17 protein-coding genes are annotated in these 18,428 nt (G+C 61.9%); 6 read left to right on the top strand and 11 right to left on the bottom strand.

The genetic code is table 11. From position 1 onward, the window contains the following. Window positions 1-54: 54 nt before the first annotated feature. On the bottom strand, window positions 55-645 hold the full coding sequence (locus JF539_RS27080) for a TetR/AcrR family transcriptional regulator (protein ID WP_207144346.1): 591 nt from the start codon (window positions 643-645) through the stop codon (window positions 55-57). A gap of 177 nt (window positions 646-822) precedes the next feature. Between JF539_RS27080 and JF539_RS27075 the strand changes: the two genes are divergently transcribed. Continuing rightward, entirely contained in the window at window positions 823-1,284 is a 462-nt protein-coding gene (locus JF539_RS27075) for a (2Fe-2S)-binding protein (RefSeq protein WP_207144345.1), read from the top strand. A gap of 3 nt (window positions 1,285-1,287) precedes the next feature. Next, window positions 1,288-3,477 (top strand): xanthine dehydrogenase family protein molybdopterin-binding subunit, encoded by a 2,190-nt coding sequence (locus tag JF539_RS27070; protein ID WP_207144344.1) that lies wholly within the window; start codon window positions 1,288-1,290, stop codon window positions 3,475-3,477. 419 nt (window positions 3,478-3,896) lie between these two features. Here JF539_RS27070 and rlmN read toward each other — a convergent pair whose 3' ends face one another. Both rlmN and JF539_RS27060 read right to left on the bottom strand, forming a co-directional pair. Beyond that, window positions 3,897-5,123 (bottom strand): 23S rRNA (adenine(2503)-C(2))-methyltransferase RlmN, encoded by a 1,227-nt coding sequence (rlmN, locus tag JF539_RS27065; RefSeq protein ID WP_207144343.1) that lies wholly within the window; start codon window positions 5,121-5,123, stop codon window positions 3,897-3,899. A gap of 249 nt (window positions 5,124-5,372) precedes the next feature. Then, window positions 5,373-5,882 (bottom strand): invasion associated locus B family protein, encoded by a 510-nt coding sequence (locus JF539_RS27060; protein ID WP_207144342.1) that lies wholly within the window; start codon window positions 5,880-5,882, stop codon window positions 5,373-5,375. 440 nt (window positions 5,883-6,322) lie between these two features. Between JF539_RS27060 and JF539_RS27055 the strand changes: the two genes are divergently transcribed. Both JF539_RS27055 and JF539_RS27050 read left to right on the top strand, forming a co-directional pair. Beyond that, window positions 6,323-6,889, top strand: coding sequence for a sigma-70 family RNA polymerase sigma factor (locus JF539_RS27055; protein ID WP_207144341.1), 567 nt, complete (start codon window positions 6,323-6,325; stop codon window positions 6,887-6,889). Further along, on the top strand, window positions 6,867-7,604 hold the full coding sequence (locus tag JF539_RS27050; RefSeq protein ID WP_207144340.1) for a M15 family metallopeptidase: 738 nt from the start codon (window positions 6,867-6,869) through the stop codon (window positions 7,602-7,604). The genes JF539_RS27055 and JF539_RS27050 overlap by 23 nt, the downstream gene beginning before the upstream one ends. Before the next feature lie 44 nt (window positions 7,605-7,648). Here JF539_RS27050 and JF539_RS27045 read toward each other — a convergent pair whose 3' ends face one another. The 7 genes from JF539_RS27045 to cyoA form a co-directional block, all read right to left on the bottom strand. Next, the gene (locus JF539_RS27045) at window positions 7,649-8,974 is read right to left on the bottom strand and encodes an NADase-type glycan-binding domain-containing protein (protein WP_207144339.1); all 1,326 of its coding nucleotides are present in this window, start codon (window positions 8,972-8,974) and stop codon (window positions 7,649-7,651) included. Between the two features lie 63 nt (window positions 8,975-9,037). After that, a complete protein-coding gene (locus JF539_RS27040; RefSeq protein ID WP_207144338.1) occupies window positions 9,038-9,583 on the bottom strand; it encodes an RNA methyltransferase in 546 nt (181 codons plus the stop codon). 133 nt (window positions 9,584-9,716) lie between these two features. Then, window positions 9,717-10,460, bottom strand: coding sequence for an SURF1 family protein (locus JF539_RS27035; RefSeq protein ID WP_207144337.1), 744 nt, complete (start codon window positions 10,458-10,460; stop codon window positions 9,717-9,719). Window positions 10,461-10,513: 53 nt separating this feature from the next. Continuing rightward, window positions 10,514-10,903: a cytochrome o ubiquinol oxidase subunit IV gene (cyoD, locus tag JF539_RS27030; protein WP_207144336.1), complete on the bottom strand. Its 390-nt coding sequence runs from the start codon at window positions 10,901-10,903 to the stop codon at window positions 10,514-10,516. Next, complete coding sequence (gene cyoC, locus JF539_RS27025; protein WP_207144335.1) at window positions 10,900-11,532, bottom strand: cytochrome o ubiquinol oxidase subunit III; 633 nt, start codon at window positions 11,530-11,532, stop codon at window positions 10,900-10,902. Before cyoC ends, cyoD begins: the two co-directional genes overlap by 4 nt. Continuing rightward, window positions 11,529-13,544, bottom strand: a complete 2,016-nt coding sequence (cyoB, locus tag JF539_RS27020) for a cytochrome o ubiquinol oxidase subunit I (RefSeq protein ID WP_207144334.1) — start codon at window positions 13,542-13,544, stop codon at window positions 11,529-11,531. The genes cyoC and cyoB overlap by 4 nt, the downstream gene beginning before the upstream one ends. Before the next feature lie 75 nt (window positions 13,545-13,619). Further along, window positions 13,620-14,753, bottom strand: coding sequence for a ubiquinol oxidase subunit II (cyoA, locus tag JF539_RS27015; RefSeq protein ID WP_207144333.1), 1,134 nt, complete (start codon window positions 14,751-14,753; stop codon window positions 13,620-13,622). A 444-nt stretch (window positions 14,754-15,197) separates the two neighbouring features. Here cyoA and JF539_RS27010 point away from each other — a divergent pair, with 444 nt between their 5' ends. After that, the gene (locus JF539_RS27010) at window positions 15,198-16,529 is read left to right on the top strand and encodes an MFS transporter (protein WP_207144332.1); all 1,332 of its coding nucleotides are present in this window, start codon (window positions 15,198-15,200) and stop codon (window positions 16,527-16,529) included. Further along, window positions 16,530-17,504 carry an NADPH:quinone oxidoreductase family protein gene (locus tag JF539_RS27005; protein ID WP_207144331.1) on the top strand — a complete coding sequence of 325 codons (975 nt, stop codon included), beginning with the start codon at window positions 16,530-16,532 and terminating at the stop codon, window positions 17,502-17,504. It abuts the gene before it with no gap. Window positions 17,505-17,586: 82 nt separating this feature from the next. On the opposite strand, the gene xth is transcribed toward JF539_RS27005, so the two are convergent. Further along, window positions 17,587-18,396 carry an exodeoxyribonuclease III gene (gene xth, locus JF539_RS27000; protein ID WP_207144330.1) on the bottom strand — a complete coding sequence of 270 codons (810 nt, stop codon included), beginning with the start codon at window positions 18,394-18,396 and terminating at the stop codon, window positions 17,587-17,589. Window positions 18,397-18,428: the final 32 nt, after the last annotated feature.

The raw sequence follows: 18,428 nt of genomic DNA, 5'->3' as shown, positions 1-18,428 counted from the left end.
TGACATCTTCCCCGCAAGGGGGGAGACGGGAGCAAGCGGCAAGGCCACCCGCTCTCACATGCCGTACTTCGCCAGGAACAGATCGACGCTTTCCTCGATGATCTTTTTCACCTCGTCGCGTTCCGGAATGCCACCGGAATAGATGTAGGGGAAAAACCCTCGAGACTTGATCAGTCCGAGGAACTGTTCGGCGGCGACCGCCGGGTCGTCGGCCTTGAGCTTGCCCTCTTCCACGGCGCGCTCGATGAATTCGGAAAAAATGCAAAGCTTGGTCATCCGCTCGTTCATGTCGGCCGCCATTTCGGGGTCGCGGATGTTTTCGCCGATGACCATGCGGGCGAGGTTCATGAAGCAGGGGTTGACCATGAGCTCGCCTTCGGCCCAACCGAGCCTCAGAAGGGCGTCCCTGATCGGCAGGTCCGGATCGTAGGGAAGGTCGAGCGCGGAATTGACCTGATCGGCAAGGTACTGGTTGATTGCCCGAAACAGGGCTTCCTTGCTCTCGAAATGATTGTAGACCGTCCGCTTGGAGACCTGCGCGCGCTCGGAAATCCGGTCCATGCTGGCTCCCGCATATCCCTTTTCCTGAAATTCCGCGACGGCCGCTTCGATGATCTGTTTTCTTTTTTGATCGGATACGGACATTTTCAGTTCACGACGGCCTCGTTTCATTGCCTCTTTACGGTAAGCACGGTCCTTTTCTCCCAAAAATCGCGCCCTATGTAAACTAGGGCGTTTACAGACGCGCATCATGAGAATACACTGCACAGTGTAGTTTACATCCTTTAGCCAGATCAGGCCAGCCAAAGGGGACATCTCCTCATGTCTGTTACACTCAAAATAAACGGGGAAACGCGCACGCTCGAGGCCGATCCCGAGAGCCCGCTTCTGTGGGCCCTGCGCGACGAGCTCAAGATGACGGGAACCAAGTTCGGGTGCGGCATCGCCGCCTGCGGAGCCTGCACGGTTCACTGGGACGGCATGCCGATCCGTTCCTGCCAGACCATGGTCGGCGATGTGGAAGGCGCCGAAATCACCACGATCGAAGGCGTTGATGGCAAGGCGGCGACCGCGGTCCAGGCCGCCTGGGCCGAACTGGACGTGCCGCAATGCGGCTATTGCCAGTCCGGACAGATCATGGCGGCAACGGCGCTGTTGAGCGAAACGCCCAAACCGACCGATGAAGACATCGACGCAGCCATGGACGGCAACGTCTGCCGCTGCGCCACCTATGCCCGTATCCGCAAGGCCATTCACCTTGCCGCCGACAAGATGGAGGCGTAATCCATGTTGCATTTTCTGCAAAAGCCGCTTGAAGCCGCGCAGCCGACACGGCGGAGCTTCCTGAAACTGTCGGCCGGAACCGTCGGCGGGCTGGTGCTTGCCATGAACCTGCCCAGGAGCGCCGGCGCCGCCGCCGGTAGCGGTGACTTCGTGCAGCCGTTCGTTCATATCCGCCCGGACAACACGGTCGTCGTGCTGTCCAAGCATCTCGACAAGGGACAGGGGGTCGCGACGGGTCTTTCGACGCTTGTCGCGGACGAACTCGATGCCGCCCGTGACCAGGTCAGGGTCGAATTCGCACCGTCCGATCCGAAGGTCTACGCCAACACCCTGTTCGGTGTGCAGGGCACAGGCGGGTCGACCGCCATGGCGAACTCCTTCATGCAGTACCGGGCGGCCGGAGCGGCGGCCAAGGCCATGATTGTTGCCGCGGCGGCCAGGGAGTGGGGCGTTCCGGCGGACGAAATCAGTGTTTCGCAGGGCGCCGTCACCCATCCTTCGGGCAAGACCGCGACCCTCGGCGAGCTTGCCGGACTTGCCGCCAACGAGGAGGTTCCCGCCGAGCCGGTTCTGAAAACGCCGGACCAGTGGGTCTATATCGGCAAGTCGTTCCCCCGCCTCGACGTGAAGAACAAGACGGTCGGCGCGCCGAACACCTACACGATGGACTTCCAGCGCGACGATCTTCTGGTGGCGACCGTTGCCCGCGCACCGCGCTTTGGTGGCAAGGTGAAATCCTTCGACGCGGCGGAAGCGAAAAAGGTTCCCGGTGTCGTGGAGGTCCTGCAGATCCCGAACGGCGTAGCCGTGCTTGCCCGCTCCACCTGGCCGGCGATCAAGGGGCGCAGTCTTCTGGAAATCGACTGGGACGACAGCGAAGCCGAAACCCGCTCCAGCGACGCGATGGTCGCCGAGTTGAAGGAAATGACCGCCAGGCCGGGTATCAAGGTGCGCGAGGACGGCGACGTGGACGCCGCCCTGGCGTCCTCGGCAAAGGTCCTTGAGGTCGATTTCGAGTTTCCGTTCCTTGCCCACGGCGCCATGGAGCCGCTCGACATCGCCTTGATGTTCGATGGCGACACCGCGGAATTCTGGTTCGGCTCGCAGCTCCAGACCGTCGACCACAACGTGGCGGCGGCTGTCCTCGGCATTCCTTTCGAGAAGGTGACGATCAACACGCTCTGGGCAGGCGGCTCCTTCGGGCGCCGGGCTCAGGGAGACAGCCATCCGGTGGCGGAGGTCGCGACGCTGGCCAAGGCCATGCAGGCGGCCGGCATGACGCCCGCTCCGGTCAAGATCGTCTGGACGCGTGAGGACGACATGGCCGGCGGCTACTACCGGCCGATGTCGGCGCACAAGATCAGGGCCGGCCTCGACGAGAACGGCAATGTGACCGCGTTCAAGTACAACATCGCCGCCAAATCCATCGTGAAAGGCACGCCGTTCGAGGCTTTCCTGATGAAGGATGGTGTCGACCACAACATGACGGAGGGCGCGCACGACACCAGCTACGCGTTTCCGCTCATGAACATGGATCAGGCCTATCAGGAAACGAAGGTGCCGGTCCTGTGGTGGCGCTCGGTGGGGCACACGCATACCGCCTATGTCATGGAGACCATGATAGACCGCCTGGCGAAGGAAGCCGGCAAGGATCCGGTCGCCTACCGGCTGGAGATGATCGAGAACGATCCGCGCAAGGTGGGTGTCCTGAAACTGGCGGCCGAAAAGGCCGGCTGGGACACGCCGTTGCCGGACGGCCGCTACCGGGGCGTCGCGGTGCATAAGTCCTTCGGGTCCTATGTGGCGGAAGTCGCGGAAATCTCCTTCCGCGACGACGGCACCGTGAAGGTGGAGAAGGTCGTGGCGGCGGTCGACTGCGGTACGCCCATCAACCCGGACAACATCCGGGCCCAGGTGGAAGGTGGCGTCGGCTACGGTCTCGGGGCGATCCTGCGCAACCAGGTGACGCTTGCCGACGGTGTGGTCGAGGAAACCAACTTCGACACCTATGAGCCGATCCGCATGTCGGACATGCCGGTTGTCGAGGTGCACATCGTTCCGTCGAACGAGCCGCCCACGGGCATCGGCGAGCCGGGCACCCCGCCGATCGGTCCTGCGGTTGCCAACGCCATCGCGGCCGCCAAGGGCGACTGGCCGACCAGCCTGCCGCTCTCCAAGACCGGTCTCGTGTGACCGGCTGCCACCACGAAAAACAGGAAAGGCCGCCTTCGGGCGGCCTTAGATTGCTGACAAACCTCGCGAAGTCATTCCGGCCGGCGCGCCGCGAAGCGGTGTCGCGTGAGCCGGAATCCAGACATCAGCGCGAGCGGCAGCGAGCTCCAATTCTTGTATCTATTTGTTAAAATTAGAGTATTGAGCGCCTTCGGCGCGAAATATGTCTGGGTTCCGGATCTGCACGCAGCTCCGCTGCATTTGTCCGGAATGACCGTCTGAGGGGTTGTCAGCAGCCTGAGGCCGCCTTCGGGCGGCCTTTCAGGTTTTCGGAGAGAGCGGCAAACCGGGCCTTGTTCTTCGAGACTAAGCCGGCCTGTTTTCTCAGGAGAAGACCGCGTTCCGAATGTCTCTGCCTGTCAGCTTCGCCGCCAAACCGCTCAGCCCTGCGCCGCCATAGCGTCCCGTTCCTTCTTGCGCATGCGTTCGGAGGCCGATTTCAGCTGGCCGCAGGCGGCGAAGATGTCGCGGCCGCGGGGCGTGCGGATGGGGGAGGCGTAGCCGGCGCGGTTGACGATGTCGGCGAATTCCTCGATCCGCTCCCAGTCGGAGCATTCGTAATCGGTGCCCGGCCAGGGATTGAACGGGATCAGGTTGATCTTGGCCGGAATGCCCTTCAGCAGGCGAACGAGGTCGAGGGCGTCCTGGTTGCTGTCGTTTATGCCCTTCAGCATGACATATTCGAAGGTGATCCGCTTGGCGTTGGACAGGCCCGGATAGTTGCGGCACGCATCGAGCAGCGCTTTCAGGTTCCACTTCTTGTTGATCGGCACCAGAACGTCGCGCAGCTCGTCGTTCACCGCATGCAGCGAGATTGCCAGCATGCAGCCGATCTCGTCGCCGGTGCGGAAGATTTCCGGCACGACGCCGGAGGTCGACAGGGTGATGCGGCGCTTGGAGAGCGACAGGCCGTCGCCGTCGGACGCGATCAGCAGCGCCTTCTTGACGTTGTCGAAATTGTAGAGCGGTTCGCCCATGCCCATCATGACGATGTTGGTGACCAGACGGCCCTCGGACGGGACGATGGCGCCCTGGGGCGTGTCCGCGTTCGGGAAATCGCCCAGCCGGTCGCGGGCGATCAGGATCTGCGACAGGATTTCCTCCGCGGTCAGATTGCGGACCATCTTCTGGGTGCCGGTGTGGCAGAAGGTGCAGGTCAGCGTGCAGCCGACCTGGGAGGAGACGCAGAGCGTGCCGCGGCCTTCCTCGGGAATATAGACGGTCTCGACCTCGACCGGGCGCCCGGCGCCGCGCGCGGGAAAGCGGAACAGCCACTTGCGCGTGCCGTCCACGGATATCTGTTCGGAGACGATTTCCGGGCGGGCGATGGTGAAGGCATCGTCGAGTTTCTGACGCAGATCCTTGGCGATATTGGTCATCTGGGCGAAGTCGGACACACCGCGCACATAGAACCAGTGCCAGAGCTGGGAGGCGCGCATGCGCCACTGCTTCTGAGGAACGCCGATGGTGCCGAGCGCCTCGCCCAGCTCCTCGCGGGAGAGGCCGATCAGGGTCGGTTTGTCCTCGCCCGGCTGCAGGGCGGCCGCCGGAACCGTTACCGTTTGCGCATTGGGATTGTCCCGCGCGATGTCGAGGCTTATGGCCATGTCGTGATCCGTTTAGTCTTCCGGTCCCCCAAATGGGCGTCGAATCGGGCGACACACGGGCCGGGCAACCTGTCTTGCAGGTGAAAACTCAAGCGGCTCTAAAACCACATCCAGTACGGAAAATCAAGGTTTCGAAGTGCAGGACACCCCTGCCTTCGCGTCTCCGCGCGATGGTCATGATGCGAAAAGGCCGGAAGGGCACTGCGGCCCAACCGGCTGAAAGTCCACGCGAATGGAGAAGAACGCCCGTTATTTACAGGCGTTGGCCGCGCTCTGAATGGCGGCTGTGACGCCGGACAGCGAGAACTTGTAGGTGGTCCGGGTGCCGCGGCTGGACTGGCCGTTCACGGTCATTTCCCGGCCCGCCTTCATGGCGGCGACAAGCTGGGCTTCCGTCGCCGCGTTTTCCACCCAGGCGCCGTCATTGTTGGTGAACAGCGTGAAACCCTTGCCGTCGACATCGACGGTCACGGAGGACTTGTCCTTGAACGGGTAACCGACCAGCAGGCTCGGTTCGGAACTGACGCCTTCCGCCGGACGCGAGGTCACGAAAAAGAACACATCCCCGTGGTTCCGGTCGCCAGGCAGCGACTGGGTCGGCTTGGTCAGCGCATAGCAGACCTTGCCGCCGCCACCCGACAGCGCGTAGGCGGCCCAGTCGTTGTGCTGCTTCAGAAGCGTCGGGGTTTGCGCGAAAGCCACTGCACTCGAAACGGCTAGACCTGCAAGGGCCAGAACCAGCGATTTTGCTTTCATCATCTCCACACCGTTTGGCTATGTGTTTCTGTCAAATTCAATTCAATTGCCGACTGACATATAAACCTTGCTTTAATGATAACTTAAAGGGGGTTACGAAAGGGTTGAAACCCGGAGCCGGCAAATTCCATTTTCATGTTTTTATGACTGAGACCGTCAGGATTGGGTCGCGAACCTACCGCTGTTGCGGTTAAACGCGGCGAGAGTGTGGCGATTCAGGCAGCTGGGCCTTTAGAAACGAGAAATTCCGTTCACCCAGATGGCGGGTTCCCGGCAGAAACGGGCGTCCCGGTGAAACTTGTCGCGCGCGGTTCCCGCTTGGCCGTTCATTTGTGTTTGCGGCTACCCGATCGTAACGCTAAACATTTTCCTTGTTGCAGAAACCCTTTCGCTTTGCTGCCAAACTGATAAAAAATGAGACGCACAAGGGAGATCGCTGGCCGTTGCCGCAACCGCAGTACTATTCCGGTCTCATCGTCAAGGTCGCAGCCGAGCGGGACAAGTCCGCTTTCGTGGAGCTTTTCGATTACTTCGCACCGCGCCTGAAAGGCTTCTTGATGAAACAGGGAGCCGACGACGCGGCCGCGGAGGAGATTGCCCAGGACGTCATGGTAACGTTGTGGCGCAAGGCTGAGCTTTTCGATCCGGAAAAATCATCCGCCAGCACATGGCTTTACCGCATTGCCCGCAACCGCCGTATCGACCGGTTGCGGCGGCAAAAGACGGCGGAACTCGATCCGGACGATCCTTCCCTGCAGCCGACGCCGCTGCCCGACGTTGCCGACGAGATGGACGCCCGCCTGCGCGAGAAGCGCGTTCGCGCCGCGCTGGAGAAACTGCCGGACGAGCAGAAGGAGGTCGTGCGGCTGGCCTTCTTTTCCGGCAAGTCGCACAGCGAGATCGCCGACGACACCGGTCTGCCGCTCGGCACCGTGAAGTCGCGTATCAGGCTTGCATTCGGCCGCTTGCGCCAGCTGATAGAATCCGATGAAGCGGTCGACGTGGGTTAGCGCAGGCCTGGCCGCGGCGCTGATCCTGTGCAGCGCCGGACGATCCGCGGCGGCGGATCCCTTGCCGGCCGGGTTCGTCTATCTGCGGGATATCGTTCCGGACATTCGCCAGGACATACGCTATGCCGGACGGAAGAACTTCCTGCGCAAGCGGGTTCCAGGCTACGCAGCCGGCGAATGCGTGTTGACGGAAGCAGCCGCGAAAGCGCTGGGCAAGGTCCAGAACGCCGCGGTCGGCGCGGGATACTCCCTGGTTGTCTTCGACTGTTACCGGCCACGGCGCGCGGTCGAAGCCATGGTTGCCTGGGTCGGCGCGGGGCGGGAGCGGGATCCGGACTTCTACCCGAACGTGCCGCGCTCGGAGCTGATCCGGCAAGGCTATATCGGCGCGAAAAGCAGTCACTCCAGAGGATCGACCGTCGATCTCGCCCTGGAACCCCTGACGGAGGAGCTTCCTTCAGGAGCGGATAACCCGGTTTGCCGTACCAAAGACCCGGGGACGCTCGATTTCGGCACCCCGTTCGACTGTTTCGATCCCGCCAGCCGCACGGCCTCTCCAGCGGTCCCGAAAGCGGCCCGGGACCTGCGCCGCACGCTGCTCGATCTGATGGCCCGGGGCGGGTTCCGGAATTATGCCGGCGAATGGTGGCATTTCACGCTCAGGAACGAGCCTTATCCGGACCGGTCCTTCGATTTCACGATCGAGCGGCGATGATGTTCCGCGCCAGACCTGTTTGACAGGCCGTTCGCTCAACTGTCCTAATCCGCGAAAATCGGCACGAATTCCGAAAGCGCCGTGTCGGTGTATTTCGAGCCAACGAAAACCGAGCCGATTTCGAGCTCCATCCAGGAAACGTCCCGAGGAGAGTTGAAGGTGAAACGGCTGGCGCGCATGTCGTCCCGCAGGCTGATCGGCTGACTGCTGCCGTCCGACAGGTGGAGCGTCGCCGTGCGCACCCGGGCGTTCTTGGTGTAGATGTCCCGGTTCTTGGCGTAGCCGTTGACGATCTCAAAGCCGGAAAGCGCGCGCGATCGGCCGAAGGAGATCATCAGCTTTTGTCCAGCACCGTTGCCGGAAACGCCCTCCACCCAGGCGGTTGAGGCATCCCGGTCGAGCAGGTTGCCCGGGCCGTATCGGTTGCCGTATTGCGGATCGAGAATGGAACTCGCACAGACCTGAAGGCCATCGCTTGCCGAATGGCAAAGCCTGCCCGCGTAACGGGGCTCCGGCAACTGCTCCGGTTCCTGCCGCAGGGCGGCGATCTGGCCTGTTGGGGCCGGCGGCTGCGCGGGAGGCTGCGGATTCGAGGCCTGGGACCCGTCGCCGGATTGACCGCCGAAATAGAATTCGCCGATCAGGGCCTCGTTGAGCCAGGGAAGCTGGCGCTCGCCGGTCGAGGTGTAAACGCTTTCGCGCACCTTGCCCATCAGATGGCGGACTTCCAGATCCGGCGTGTCGATCAATCGGGCCAGGGCTTCGGTAAAGGGGCTGTTTTGTCCCGCGCCGTCCTGGGCGACGTCGCCGGGCGAGGTCGCGAAGGCAATCATCATGCCGGCCGCGTTGGCCTCAAGCCGCGCCAGACCTCTCGACGCGCCCCTGGACAGGGAGCGCGGCAGCGGGTTGTTCCGGCAGGCATCGAGAAAGACGAGCTTCAGACGCGCGCCGGACACGGTCATGATGTCGATCAGATCGTCCGCTCTCAGCGCCTGCGCCGCCAGATCGGTGGCGGCTTCGATGTCCGCGTCCACCGGCAGCAGCCAGTTCTGGCCGTTCACCTGGACGCCGTGGCCGGCATAAAACGTGAGCGCGACATCCGCGTCCTGCGCCTGGCGGCCGAATCGGGTCAGGCCTTCGCGGAAGTCCCTGCGGGTGCCGTCGATAATCTCAACGACATCGAAGCCGAGACCGGAAAGCTTGGCGGAAATCAGTCTGGCGTCGTTGGCCGGATTGCGCAACGCGGGCATGGAGGTATAGGCGCCGTTACCGATCACCAGGGCGACCTTGGCCGCCGCCCGGGCGGTGCCTGGCAGGGCGAGGGTCAGCAGAACCGCCAATACGGCGAATATTTTCGGAATTCCGGTCATCCGAAGCCTCCAGCAATGTCCGGCAAGAAAACCGTCATGCCTTCGTGAAGGCAAGCCCAATCTTCACGTGCCGGGCACCTTGCGTCCCGTGCGCATGACCGGGCCGCCGCTGACGTGTTTCGGGCGTTCGATCTTCGGTCCGCCGGCGGTGATCGATCGTTCGGCATAGCGGCCTAGCGCGCGGTGCCGGTCGTACATGACGATGGCGCCGGCCATGGCGACGTTGATGCAGAACTTGGTCGGGATTTTCACCACGTGGTCGCAGCGCTCCAGCATTTCCGGCGACAGGGAGCCGCGTTCCGGGCCGAGTACATAGGCAGCCTGGAGCGGGTGGCCGAAGCTCGGCAGGTCGATGCTGTCGTCTGTCAGTTCAATGCCGACGAGCTGGCAGCCCTTGGGAAGATCCATGGTGTCGACCGAGTCCCAGGTGAACACGGGAAGGTGGCCGGGGCTTTTCGAGGTGTCGGAGGGCGGCGCCTTGCGGATTTTCTGGTCCGCGTCGACGGTGAAAAAGAAACTCGCGCCGAACGCATGGGCCGAGCGCATCAGGGTTCCAAGGTTCATCCGCTTCGAGAGGCCTTCCGCCCCGACTGCAAAATATCCGCGCATCGTGTTCCAAATGTTGTCCGATGAAGGCGGTGTGATGCCGTTCTCCCGCGTTCCCGTCAAGAGGCGGATGATCTCGAACCGGCTTTCGCATGGTGCCCTCGGGTCCGCAACCTAAAGCCAATGCCGCATGGCATCAGTCGTCGTCCGGCGTCGGCGGGCGGCGCGAAAGCCAGATCACGTAGCCGATGCCGCCTGCGAGAAGCAGTGCCATCGCATACCATGTAAGGGCATATTGCAGGTGGTTGTTTCGGAAATCGATGACGGTCAGTCCGCCTCGGGGGAAGGCACCGGGGGCGCGCGTGTGGTCGGCGTCCACGAAAAAGGGCGCCGTGTCTCCGAGGCCGGCCTGACGGGAGAAGGCCCGGGTGTCCCGGGAGTACCAGCGGTTCTCTTCCGGGGCGTTCTTTTCCAGCAGGGTTCCTCCAGGTTCACTAATGCGCAGCAGGCCCGTGACGATTACGCCTTTCCTGTCCGTGCCATCGTCCCTGTCCGCAGAGGTCCGGTATGCGGCGGGAACGAAGCCCCGGTTGATCCAGAGGATCTCGCCGTTGTTTCGCTCCAGAGGCTGCATCATCCAGAAACCGGAGCCAAGTTCCGTCAGTGCCTTGACGAAAAGGGACTTTCCGCCGAGAAGCCGGCCTTCAGCGCTGACCCGCATGTAGGCATGGCTTGCGGCCGAAACGTCCGGCCATTGGCTCTTTGCAGGTGCCGGGACGGGCTCACCGAAGGCTCTCGTTTCGACGGCGTGGATCAGTTCGGTCTTCCAGTCCAGGCGCCGAAGCTGCCAGTTGCCCAGGAGAACAAGGCAGACGAGCAGCACTACCGAGGCACCAAGCAGGACCCAGTTCAAGAAGACGCGCTTTCGCCAGTCCGTCATGTGTCCAGAGCTTCCGGCTGTTCTTTGCTTGGGACCGCCCGGGGCGCTTCCGTTCAGGGAAGCGCCTTTACCCGCTCGATCTGGTCGTGCGACGGCATCATGTTCTCGTCGAGGTGGAACATTACCCAGATCGATCCCGACAGCACAATGACCACGAGAAGGACGGTAAAGCTCAGGGACATCGCCAGCCAACCTTCTTCGGCACGCGAATTCATGTGCAGGAAAAAGTAGATATGGACAATCATCTGGCCGGCGCCGAGGATGAACACGATCGCGACCGTGAGCAGGCGATCATCCAGGACATCGTTCATGACGAGCCAGAACGGAATGATCGTCAGCACGACCGACAGGCCGAAACCGATCATGTAGGTCCTGAAGCTCCCGTGACCGCCTTCGCCGTGGCCTTCGCCGTGCTCAAGAGAGGTGTTTGAAGACGCGCTCATACGAGAACTCCGGCCAGGTAAACAAAGGAAAAGACGCCGATCCAGATCAGGTCGAGGAAGTGCCAGAACATGGACAGGCACATCATCCTGCGCTTGTTCTCATGGGTCAGGCCGTGCCTGCCGAGTTGCACCAGCAGGACCACCAGCCAGATGCAGCCCGCGGTGACGTGCAGCCCGTGGGTGCCGACGAGCGTGAAGAAAGACGACAGGAAAGCGCTGGCCATGGGCGTGGCGCCGATATGCCAGAGGTGACTGAACTCAAGGATTTCGAGCCCGAGAAACGCTAGCCCGAAGAGCCCGGTCACGACAAGCCAGAGCAGTGTGCCCCTCAGATCGCCCTTGTCCATGCGCAAGACGGAAAAGCCGTAGGTGATGGACGAGAACAGAAGCATGAAGGTCGACAGCAGGATCATGTCGAGTTCGAACAGATCCGCGGGCGAGGGACCGGCCGCGTAGTTGCGGCCGAGTACGGCGTAGGTGGCAAAGAGCGTGCCGAAGATCAGGCAGTCGCTCATCAGGTAGATCCAGAAACCTAGCATGGTTCCGGTTTCGTGGTGATGTTCGCCGTCGTCGTGCGCGGCCTGCCGGACGTAGAAGTCCTGCGGTTCCAGAACGGTTTCGGTACTCATTTCGAGACGGCCTCCGCGGCAAGCAGTTTGGTCCTGTCACCTTCGATGCCGGCGACTTCGTCCGGTTGAACGTAGTAGTCGCGGTCATAGTTGAAAGTGTGATCGATGCCGTAGCCGATTGAGAACACGAAGGTTACGGCTGCCAGCCACCAGATGTGCCAGATGAGAGCGAAGCCCAGGACCGTGATGATGCCGGCAAGGACGATTCCCGTGCTGGTGTATCTGGGCATGTGGATCGGTTCGAAGCCTTCCAGCGGCCGCTGGTATCCCGCCTGCTTCATGTGCCACCAGGCGTCGATCCGGTGGACCTTCGGCGTGAACGCGAAGTTGTAGTAGGGCGGCGGTGAAGAGGTCGACCATTCCAGCGTGCGGCCGTTCCAGGGGTCGCCCGTTGTGTCGCGCAGGGCCTCGCGGTTGCGGATGCTGACCGCGATCTGGATCAGGAAGGCGGCAATGCCGAAGGCTATGAACAGGGCACCGGCCAGGGCGACCACGAAATAGGCCGAATAGATCGTACCCTCGAACTGACTGAGGCGGCGGGTGACCCCCATGAGGCCGAGCACGTAGAGCGGCATGAAGGCCAGATAGAAACCGATCAGCCAGCACCAGAAGGACACCTTGCCCCAGAACGGTTCAAGGCGGAAACCGAATGCCTTCGGAAACCAGTAGGTCATGGCGGCGAAGACGCCGAAGACCACGCCGCCAATGATCACGTTGTGGAAGTGGGCGATCAGAAACAGGCTGTTGTGGAGCACATAGTCGGCCGGCGGCACCGCCAGCATCACGCCCGACATGCCGCCGATCACGAATGTCAGCATGAAGCCGAGGGTCCAGTACATGGGGACCTCGAACCTGATCCTGCCCTTGTAGATGGTGAACAGCCAGTTGAACATCTTCGCGCCGGTCGGGATCGAGATCACCATGGTGGTGATGCCGAAGAAGGAATTCACGTTGGCGCCGGCGCCCATGGTGAAGAAGTGGTGCAGCCAGACGATGTAGGACAAAATCATGATGACCGCGGTCGCATAGACCATGGAGGTGTAGCCGAACAGGCGCTTGCCGCTGAAGGTGGCCACGATCTCCGAAAACACCCCGAAAATCGGCAGAATGAGGATGTAAACCTCCGGATGGCCCCAGATCCAGATGAGGTTCACATACATCATCGGATTTCCGCCGAGGTCGTTGGTGAAGAAGTGCGTGCCGAGGTAACGGTCGAGGCTCAGCAGCACCAGGGTTGCCGTCAGGATCGGAAAGGTCGCGACGATCAGGATGTTGGTGCACAATGTCGTCCAGCAGAAGACCGGCATTTTCATGTAGGCCATGCCCGGGGCGCGCATCTTGACGATGGTCACGATGAGGTTGATCCCCGACAGCGTGGTGCCGATGCCCGCGATCTGCAGCGCCCAGATGTAATAGTCGACGCCGACGCTTGGACTGAACTGAATGCCGGAGAGTGGCGGGTAGGCGAGCCAGCCTGCGGTGGAGAATTCGCCGACGAAGAGCGACATCATCACGAGCACGGCGCCGGAAGTGGTCAGCCAGAAGCTGAAATTGTTCAGGAACGGGAAGGCGACGTCCCGGGCGCCGATCTGCAGCGGCATCACAAAGTTCATCAGCCCGGTGACGAAGGGCATGGCCACGAAAAAGATCATGATCATGCCGTGAGCCGTGAAGATCTGGTCATAGTGGTGCGGTTCCAGGTACCCGGTGCCGCCGCTTGCGGTCCAGGCCTGCTGAACGCGCATGAGCAGGGCATCCGCGAACCCCCGCACGAACATGACCAGCGCCAGCACCATGTACATGATACCGATCTTCTTGTGGTCGATGCTGGTGAACCACTCCTTCCAGAGATATCCCCACAGCCTGAAGTACGTCAGCGCGCCGAGCACCGCGAGGCCGCCGATGACGACGCCTATGAAGGTCACCAGAACGACCGGTTCGTGAAACGGGAAAATGTCCCAGCCCAGTTTCCCCACGAGGGGATCCCAGCGTGAATAGTCAGCTGCCGCCATTATGTCCTCAAACTGAAATTTCGGGAGAAATGCGGGCCCGCGGGGCTGTTCGCGCCTGCGGGAGACACCGCGTTGTCATTCGTCGGTCTTCGACCCCGCGCCGCTGCCGGGAACGGTCGCACCGGAGCCGGCCGGCCGCCGCAGCAGACTGGCAAGATCGGCACCGGCGAGCGACAGTTCCCCGGGAAAGTCCCCGGCTTGCGCGATTTCGCGACTGTCGCGGATCCTGCTCAGCATACCCGTCGGGTTGCTCGAACTGCAGATTCCCGCGAAGACCTCGCGTAGATAGAGGCCCTCCAGGCCTCCTCCTCCCAATGCGTCGACCATCATCATGTCGTTCTGACACAGGTCGTTGGAATCGACGCACAAATTGATAACCGCGTTCCAGAGTTCCGGATCGACGGAGCTGTAGTAACTGACCGGATCAGCGATGCTGGCTTCGTCAAGTTCCAGAAAGGCCGCGCGGTCGAGCGGCCGGTCGCCTTCCCGTACCGTGGCGATCCAGTTCTGGAAGCCGTCCTCGTCGACACTGTGGAACTTGAACCGCATGTGCGAGAAACCCGCGCCGCTGTAGTTTGCCGAGAAGCCGTCGTAGACGCCCTCCTCGTTCATCACCGCGTTCAACTCGGTTTGCATGCCCGCCATCGCGTAGATCTGTCCGGCGAGGGCGGGGACGAAAAACGAGTTCATGACGGTTGACGAGGTGATTTCGAACTTCAACGGCCTGTCGACGGGAGCCGCAAGCTCGTTGACCGACGCCACGCCCTGTTCGGGGTAGATGAACAGCCACTTCCAGTCCATGGCCACGACCTGAACGACCAGCGGCGTGTGATCCTCCTCGATTTCCTTTTCCGCCGAAATGCGCTGGAGCGGCGAATAGGGGTTCAGCCGGTGCGTCGCGACCCAGGTAAGCCCGGCGAGGCACAGGATGATTGCCATGGGAACCGACCAGATAACGATTTCCAGGCTCGTGGAGTGGTGCCAGTCGGGCTGATATTCCGCTTCCTCGTTGGAGGCTCTGTACTTGATGGCGAAAATGACCGTGAGAGCCATGACCGGCACGATGACGATCAGCATAAGGATCGTCGAATAGACGATCAGCTGCGCCTGTTGACTGGCAATGTCCCCGGCGGGGTTCATCACCACCAGATTGCAGCCGCCGAGAAAGGGGGATGCCGCCAAAAGGGGCACGAATTTGGAAAGTCTCATGTGATATCACCGCTGGACGGAGAGGTCTGGCTGAGCCTGGCCAGGACTTGCGCCTGGGTTGGCGCATCCGGCGGGGTAGCCTGATCGCAAGGTGGGACCACCTGCACGACGAGACGTACCGCGACCGCCGCAGCTTGACAAGGGTATATTGCGTCGCAGCATAATTAGAGCTGAAATAAATTCGTATATATACTTATAGGTGTCTTGCGAGTTCCGGTGCGCAGGCCATAGTGCAAGCTGAGGAAATCATGTTAGATTTTCCTTCCGGGGCTTCCATGCGCGGCGCCAGGGCGCAGCGGAACCCGACTGCGCGCGGGACGTTGGCGGGAGAGGAGACCCATCATCCGGCGTTCGCCGCAGGGCGCGGAACCTCGAAGACCGGCCGGAGTTCCGGTCACGCACAACCTTTCGTATGCAAAGTACGAAACGACACAGGGAATCCGAATGACCGATGCCACGAATGTCCAGGGTGGCTTTGCCCCGGGCGCCGCGAAACAACTCGATCTCGACGAGTACATCATCACCGTCGTCATGGCGCGCGTGACGGATCATTTCGGGTTCTTCGTTTACGCCTTCGCCTCCGTCCTCGTGTTCCCCGCGGTCTTTTTTCCGTCCCACGAGCCGGCCACCGCGGTCATGCTGTCCTTTGCCGTTTTCCCGCTGGCCTTTCTGGCGCGCCCCTTCGCCAGTCAGGCCTTCAAGCGCCTCGAACGCAGGATCGGACGGTCGGGCAAGATCACGCTCGCGCTTTTCATCCTCGGCGGATCGACCATGGCGATCGGCCTGCTTCCCAGCTACGAGACTGCCGGGGTGCTCGCGCCACTGCTCCTGATCCTCATGCGGATCGGACAGGGGATCGGCCTTGGCGGATCCTGGGACGGACTGACACTGTTGCTGCAGACCAACGCTCCGGAAAACCGCCGGGGCTGGTATGCCATGATCCCGCAGCTTGGCGCGCCGATCGGCCTGTGTGTCGCCGCGGCTATCTTCTACGTGCTGACCGGCTTCCTGACGGAGGAAGAATTCGTGAGCTGGGGCTGGCGCTGGCCGTTCTTCGCCGTTCTGGCGGTGAACGTCGTGTCGCTGTTCGCGCGGCTGCAGCTCATTCACAGCGCGGCGCACGAGATGTTCAAGGAAGAGGCGCTGCTGAAGTCGAGCCCCTTCTTCGAGATGCTGTCCGTTCACTGGAAGGACGTCTTGCTGGCCACCTTCCTGCCGCTTGCCAGCTACGCCATTCTGCACATGGTCACCGTGTTCCCGCTGGCGGTCGATTATCTGGAGGTGCAGCGGCCGATCTCGGACCTTCTTCTTCTCTTGTTGCTTGGAAGCGTGGTGTCGATCCCGTCCGTGGTCGTTTCCGGGGTGTTGTCCGACAGATTCGGCCGTCGCAGAATGCTTGCGATCGTCTCAGTCGCGATCGCCCTGTTCAGTTTCATCGTGACCAACCTGCTGGACGGCGGGGCGCTTTATGTCCTTGTGGGCTATGTCCTGCTCGGGTTGTCCTATGGACAGGCGAGTGCGATTCTGCCCAACCGGTTCCAGAAACAGTACCGCTACACGGCCAGTGCCCTTTCGGTTAACCTCTCCTGGATTTTCGGGGCGGCATTCGCACCGTTGGTTGCCCTTAGCCTGTCACTTAATTTCGGACTGGCTTTTGCCGGGGGCTACCTGTTGTCGGGCGCCCTGGTTACGCTTGCGGCCCTTGCGGTTCTCAGCTCACGCGAAAAGCGCGCCGCACGAACCGTTGCGGCATCACCGGACAACGGGAATTTTTGAGTGAAAGCCTGTCTTTGCAAAACCTTCGGCCCGCCCTCCAGTCTGACGGTTGAAGAGATCCCCGAACCGGCGCCCGCCGCCGGGGAAATCACCGTGCGGGTGAAGGCCTGCGCCCTGAATTTCTTCGATACGCTGATCATTCAGGGAAAATACCAGTACAAGCCCGACATGCCGTTTTCGCCGAGCGCGGAGTTCGCCGGTGTGGTCGAAACGGCCGGTCCCGATGTCACCGGTTTTCAGCCCGGAGACCGGGTCATGGGCTATATCCGCTGGGGCGCGGCGCGGGAAAAGGTCGTCGTCCGCGAACAGGATCTCGTCAGGCTGCCGGACGGCGTGTCTTTCGATATCGCCGCCGGCCTGACGGTAACCTACGGAACGACGCTGCATGCCTTCCGGGACCGGGCAAAGCTGAAACCCGGTGAGACCGTCGCCGTTCTGGGCGCGTCCGGCGGGGTCGGCCAGGCCGCGGTCGAGATTGCCGCGCTCATGGGGGCAAAGGTGATCGCCTGCGCATCGTCGGAAGACAAGCTCGCCTTCGCCCGCTCGCTTGGCGCGGAGCTGACGGTCGATTATTCCAGTGCGCCGCTGAAAGAAACCTTGAAAGATCTCACCGGGGGCAAGGGCGTGGACGTCGTCTACGATCCTGTCGGCGGAGAGCTTTCCGAACAGGCGCTGCGGGCTACCGCATGGGAAGGCCGCTTTCTGGTGATCGGTTTCGCCGCCGGCGACATTCCGAAAATTCCTCTCAACATCGTCATGCTGAAAGGCTGTGACGTGTGCGGCGTCTTCTGGGGCGAGGCCGCCAGCCGCGATCCGGACGGGCACCGGGCCAATATGGCTCAACTGCTTGAGTGGGTGGAGCAGGGCAAGCTGAAGCCGCATGTGCACGGTACGTATCCGTTGGAAGACATTTCCACCGCGCTGGAGGAACTCGCGGCCCGGCGGGTGCGCGGCAAGGTCATCCTGAGACCTTGAAGCCCTGGGGAGGGCGGTCAGGCTGCCGAGCAGTGAGCAGGCGCGCGCGTGGAGAAGGCCGTCTCCTCTGCCGAACCGGTTCTCAGACCGAGAATTCCGCGATGACCGGTGCGTGGTCGGACGGTTTTTCCCAGCCGCGCGCGTCGCGCAGAACCGACGTCTTCCTGATGTGCGGGGCAAGCGGCTCTGAAACCCAGACATGATCGAGGCGGCGGCCCTTGTCGGCGGCCGACCAGTCCTTCGCCCGGTAGCTCCACCAAGTGTAGAGCTTTTCCTCCATCGGCGTGAACTGGCGCATGGCATCCAGCCAGCCCCCGGTCTCGCGCACCTTTTCGAAAAGCTCCGTTTCCACAGGCGTATGGGAGACGACCTTCAAAAGCTTTTTGTGGGACCAGACGTCATGCTCATAAGGCGCGACGTTGAGGTCGCCGACCAGAACGGCCGGGCGCGCCGTTTCGTCACCCTTCAGCCAGTCCTGCATCTCCGCCATGAAGTCGAGCTTGTGGCCGAATTTCGGGTTGATCTCCCGGTCCGGTTCGTCGCCGCCTGCCGGTACGTAGAAATTGTGCAGTCTGAGGCTGGCGCCGTTGAAGGGCACGTCGACGGCTACATGGCGGCTGTCGCCGACATTGCAGAAATCGCGTTTTTCGATGTTGGAAAGCGGCAGCCGGGACAGGGTCGCAACACCGTGGTAGCCCTTCTGGCCATTGATGGCCATATGTTCGTAACCCGCCTTGCGGAATGCGTTTTCGGGAAAATTCGCGTCCGGGCACTTGGTTTCCTGCAGGCAGATCACATCCGGTGCGGTTTCCTCGATCAACTGTTCCACAATCGGCATGCGCAGACGCACGGAATTGATGTTCCAGGTAACGAGTTTCAGCCGGTCGGTCATAGTTGCCCTGCCAGGATCGTGTTTCGGTGAGC

The sequence above is a fragment of the Roseibium aggregatum genome (assembly GCF_017309185.1).
Lineage (GTDB): Bacteria > Pseudomonadota > Alphaproteobacteria > Rhizobiales > Stappiaceae > Roseibium > Roseibium aggregatum_B.
This window is presented reverse-complemented; position numbering and strand designations above follow the sequence as displayed.

What these genes read in the sequence shown, in the direction of transcription:
- cyoB (WP_207144334.1), bottom strand. Translation starts at nt 13,544, where the DNA reads ATGGCGGCAGCTGACTATTCACGCTGGGATCCCCTCGTGGGGAAACTG.
- JF539_RS27060 (WP_207144342.1), bottom strand. Translation starts at nt 5,882, where the DNA reads ATGATGAAAGCAAAATCGCTGGTTCTGGCCCTTGCAGGTCTAGCCGTT.
- xth (WP_207144330.1), bottom strand. Translation starts at nt 18,396, where the DNA reads ATGACCGACCGGCTGAAACTCGTTACCTGGAACATCAATTCCGTGCGT.
- JF539_RS27050 (WP_207144340.1), top strand. Translation starts at nt 6,867, where the DNA reads ATGAAGCGGTCGACGTGGGTTAGCGCAGGCCTGGCCGCGGCGCTGATC.
- JF539_RS27080 (WP_207144346.1), bottom strand. Translation starts at nt 645, where the DNA reads ATGTCCGTATCCGATCAAAAAAGAAAACAGATCATCGAAGCGGCCGTC.
- cyoA (WP_207144333.1), bottom strand. Translation starts at nt 14,753, where the DNA reads ATGAGACTTTCCAAATTCGTGCCCCTTTTGGCGGCATCCCCCTTTCTC.
- JF539_RS27045 (WP_207144339.1), bottom strand. Translation starts at nt 8,974, where the DNA reads ATGACCGGAATTCCGAAAATATTCGCCGTATTGGCGGTTCTGCTGACC.
- JF539_RS27035 (WP_207144337.1), bottom strand. Translation starts at nt 10,460, where the DNA reads ATGACGGACTGGCGAAAGCGCGTCTTCTTGAACTGGGTCCTGCTTGGT.
- JF539_RS27070 (WP_207144344.1), top strand. Translation starts at nt 1,288, where the DNA reads ATGTTGCATTTTCTGCAAAAGCCGCTTGAAGCCGCGCAGCCGACACGG.
- JF539_RS27010 (WP_207144332.1), top strand. Translation starts at nt 15,198, where the DNA reads ATGACCGATGCCACGAATGTCCAGGGTGGCTTTGCCCCGGGCGCCGCG.
- JF539_RS27075 (WP_207144345.1), top strand. Translation starts at nt 823, where the DNA reads ATGTCTGTTACACTCAAAATAAACGGGGAAACGCGCACGCTCGAGGCC.
- cyoC (WP_207144335.1), bottom strand. Translation starts at nt 11,532, where the DNA reads ATGAGTACCGAAACCGTTCTGGAACCGCAGGACTTCTACGTCCGGCAG.
- rlmN (WP_207144343.1), bottom strand. Translation starts at nt 5,123, where the DNA reads ATGGCCATAAGCCTCGACATCGCGCGGGACAATCCCAATGCGCAAACG.
- JF539_RS27040 (WP_207144338.1), bottom strand. Translation starts at nt 9,583, where the DNA reads ATGCGCGGATATTTTGCAGTCGGGGCGGAAGGCCTCTCGAAGCGGATG.
- cyoD (WP_207144336.1), bottom strand. Translation starts at nt 10,903, where the DNA reads ATGAGCGCGTCTTCAAACACCTCTCTTGAGCACGGCGAAGGCCACGGC.